This is a genomic window from Rhodococcus sp. (in: high G+C Gram-positive bacteria) (genome assembly GCF_049286785.1).
GTDB lineage: Bacteria > Actinomycetota > Actinomycetes > Mycobacteriales > Mycobacteriaceae > Rhodococcus_F.
Genome location: NZ_JBAQEO010000110.1, coordinates 1 through 2,889, shown reverse-complemented (window position 1 = coordinate 2,889; position 2,889 = coordinate 1). Strand labels below are relative to the sequence as shown.

Sequence of the window (2,889 nt, the reverse complement as noted above, 5' to 3'; positions counted from 1 at the left end):
AATCGACTCCTCGGGCCCGGAGGCATTGACCCGAGAAATGGGCAAGATCCTCGCGGAGTCGGTGATGGACTTTCAGTCTCCACCGTGGGCGTGGTCGCACTATCTCAACGACCTCGATGCACTCGACAGGGTCCTCACCGACCGGCGGTATGACGACACCGGTCGGCTCGAGGTCCGCCGCCGGCCGGTCGGCGTCGTGGGTGCGATCGTTCCCTGGAACTGGCCGATCGCACTGCTCGGCGTCAAGCTCGGTCCCGCACTGCTCGCGGGTAACACCATTGTCGCTGTCCCGTCTCCGTTCGCGTCGTTGGCTGTGCTGAAGGCTATCGAGGCGATCGGTGCGGCGTTGCCCGCTGGCGTGGTCAACGTCGTCACCGGTACCGGTGAGCGGGTCGGCGCAGCCCTGAGCGCACACCCCGATATCGGAATGATCGCCTTTACCGGGGGAATGGAGGCCGGACGCGCCGTCGCCCAATCGCTCGGAGCCCGCTTGAAGAGAGGTGTGTTCGAGCTCGGCGGCAATGATCCCGCGGTCCTGCTCGACGACGTAGCGGTCGACGACGATCTCATCCGCCAATTGGTGGCCGCGTTCACCGTGACCTCGGGTCAGGTCTGCTTCGCCGTCAAACGACTGTATGTACACGAAACGCTTCTCGAGGAGGTCACCACGAAGCTCGGCGACGCCCTGCAGGACGTTATCGTCGGCGACGGGCTCGATCCCGACGTCACGATGGGCCCGCTGGCCAACGAACGCCAGTTCAAGCGATTCACCGCAATGCTCGCCGAGGCCGAAGCCTCCGGCGCGAAGGTGAACTCGTTCGGCCGTGCCCGCGACAACGCGTCCTGGGACGGTGGGTACTTCCACCTGCCGAAGCTGGTGACCCAGGTGCGCGCGGAAGAACGGATCGTCCGCGACGAGCAATTCGGGCCGGCTCTGCCGATAATCGGGTTCGGCTCGGACAGCGAAGCGATCTCACTCGTGAACGCGACACCCTACGGGCTGACCTCGAGTATCTGGACCTCCGACCCGAGTCGCGCATGGGAAATGGCCGGACACATCGATGCGGGCGTCACCTTCATCAACAAACACGGAATGGCCGCCTTCGACCCGGGGGCACCGTTCGGTGGGGTGAAGGACAGCGGCTACGGACGTGAAATGGGCACCGAGGGGTTGCTCGAATACACCTGGACTCAACAGATAAACGATCGCCAGATCCCCACCTGACCACCGGGCGGGCCACATTACGGCGCCAACGGGCATCCGCACGCAGGCGCTGCTTGTGGCCCGCGCGGGACCACGACGACTCATCGAAACCGAACGACGAACGCTCTTGAACGGATGAAATCGGATGACAAACCTTGACCTCGACGCCGATCTGCAGCATGTGTTCGAACTGCTCGTGCAGCAGATAACGTGGGAGGCTGAGGGTGTCGCCTCGATTCGGCTGGTCGATCCGAGTGGTGCGGAACTCCCGGCCTGGACCCCGGGCGCGCATCTGGACGTGATCCTCCCCTCCGGGAAGGTGCGACAGTACTCGATCTGTGGCGACCCCGACGACCGCACCGCGTACACAGTGGCTGTACTTCGGGACCAGCACGGCCGCGGCGGTTCGCGCGAGATCCACGACTCCGCATTGATCGGTCGATCGCTGTCTGTGCGTGGACCGCGCAACCACTTTCGGCTCGTCGATGCACCCTCCTACCTGTTCCTGGCCGGCGGAATCGGCATCACCCCCATCCTCGCCATGGCACGCGAGGTCAGTCGCCGCGGCGTGCCATGGAGACTGATCTACGGCGGCCGCAGTAAGTCGTCGATGGCCTTTCTCGATGAATTGGACAGGCTCGGCGCAGGGAACATCGAGATCGTCCCACAGGACGTGCAAGGGATGCTCGATCTCGATGCCGTCCTCGGCAGTGAGCCAAGCGATTCCGCCATCTACTGCTGCGGGCCTGAGGGACTGATCCGGGCGACCGAGGAGCGCGCCGGCAAGCGCTTTGCGCCGCACGCATTGCACGTGGAGCGATTCGGTGCGTCATCGCGCATCCCAGCGAGTGGTACGTCGACCCAGCCGGAATCCGGCGGTGAGAGCTTCGAGGTCGAGTTGCGCCGCACCAGCGCGGTTCTGACCGTGCCAGCCGACCGCACTCTGATCGACGTTGTGCGCGAGGCAATCCCGGGCTTCCTCTCCGACTGCGAAGAGGGATTCTGCGGAGCCTGCGAGACGCGTGTCCTCGAAGGCGAGCCGGAGCATCACGATCTGTTGCTTTCCGATCAGGAGCGTGAATGTGGCGATCGGATGATGATCTGCGTGGGGCGTTCGAGATCTCCGCGACTTGTCCTTGATCTCTAGTTCCCACAAATAGATTGGAGTCGACGTGGAACCCATCACCTTCCCCGAAGTCGGCAGGCCCGTGCGCGCGGCCGAAAGCTTCCGCTACGACGAAGCCGCCACCGCCCCGGCCAACTCACGGGTGCGGCCGCTCGAAGAGCTGGTCGAGCGTGCGGTACAGTCCGGCGACGCGATCCACTTCCCTTGGCTGTCGACCCGTGCCTACGGTGCCCTGTTCGAGGTAATCCGGCAGGCGCGGCGCGGCCGCCTGCGTGGCCTGACCGTCATCTCCGCCTCCCTGCGCGCCGAGGTCGGTCTACTGGTCGCGTCGGGAGGAGTGGACAAGCTCATCACGTCGTTCGCGGCGACCACATATCCGGCGGTGCGCCCGAATTCGATCCTCGCGCAGGCGGTGAAGGACGGCACTCTAGTTGTATGAGCTCATGACGTTGGTGACGCCGGCGTGGAGTCGGGTCGCTGGTGGCCGGTTCCCGGCGGCAGTGTGAGGTCGATGGTAGTTGTAGTGGACGTTCCAGACTTCGAGGGCCTGGGATCGGTG

At 64.7% G+C, this 2,889-nt stretch carries 3 protein-coding genes and 1 pseudogene; 3 read left to right on the top strand and 1 reads right to left on the bottom strand.

The genetic code is table 11. The features are described 5' to 3' along the window. The 3 genes from WAW17_RS04385 to WAW17_RS04375 form a co-directional block, all read left to right on the top strand. The coding region (locus WAW17_RS04385) for an aldehyde dehydrogenase family protein (RefSeq protein WP_422331789.1) at positions 1 to 1,225 on the top strand (1,225 nt) is incomplete at its 5' end. Between the two features lie 124 nt (positions 1,226 to 1,349). Next, on the top strand, positions 1,350 to 2,351 hold the full coding sequence (locus tag WAW17_RS04380; protein ID WP_422331788.1) for a PDR/VanB family oxidoreductase: 1,002 nt from the start codon (positions 1,350 to 1,352) through the stop codon (positions 2,349 to 2,351). A 25-nt stretch (positions 2,352 to 2,376) separates the two neighbouring features. Next, the gene (locus tag WAW17_RS04375) at positions 2,377 to 2,769 is read left to right on the top strand and encodes a hypothetical protein (RefSeq protein WP_422331787.1); all 393 of its coding nucleotides are present in this window, start codon (positions 2,377 to 2,379) and stop codon (positions 2,767 to 2,769) included. Here WAW17_RS04375 and WAW17_RS04370 read toward each other — a convergent pair. After that, positions 2,758 to 2,889: pseudogene (locus WAW17_RS04370) on the bottom strand (IS481 family transposase); the annotation flags it as partial. The gene WAW17_RS04375 and the pseudogene WAW17_RS04370 sit on opposite strands and share 12 nt — an antisense overlap.

Excerpts from the sequence above, each read along its gene's own strand:
- WAW17_RS04380 (WP_422331788.1), top strand. The coding sequence starts at position 1,350 with ATGACAAACCTTGACCTCGACGCCGATCTGCAGCATGTGTTCGAACTG.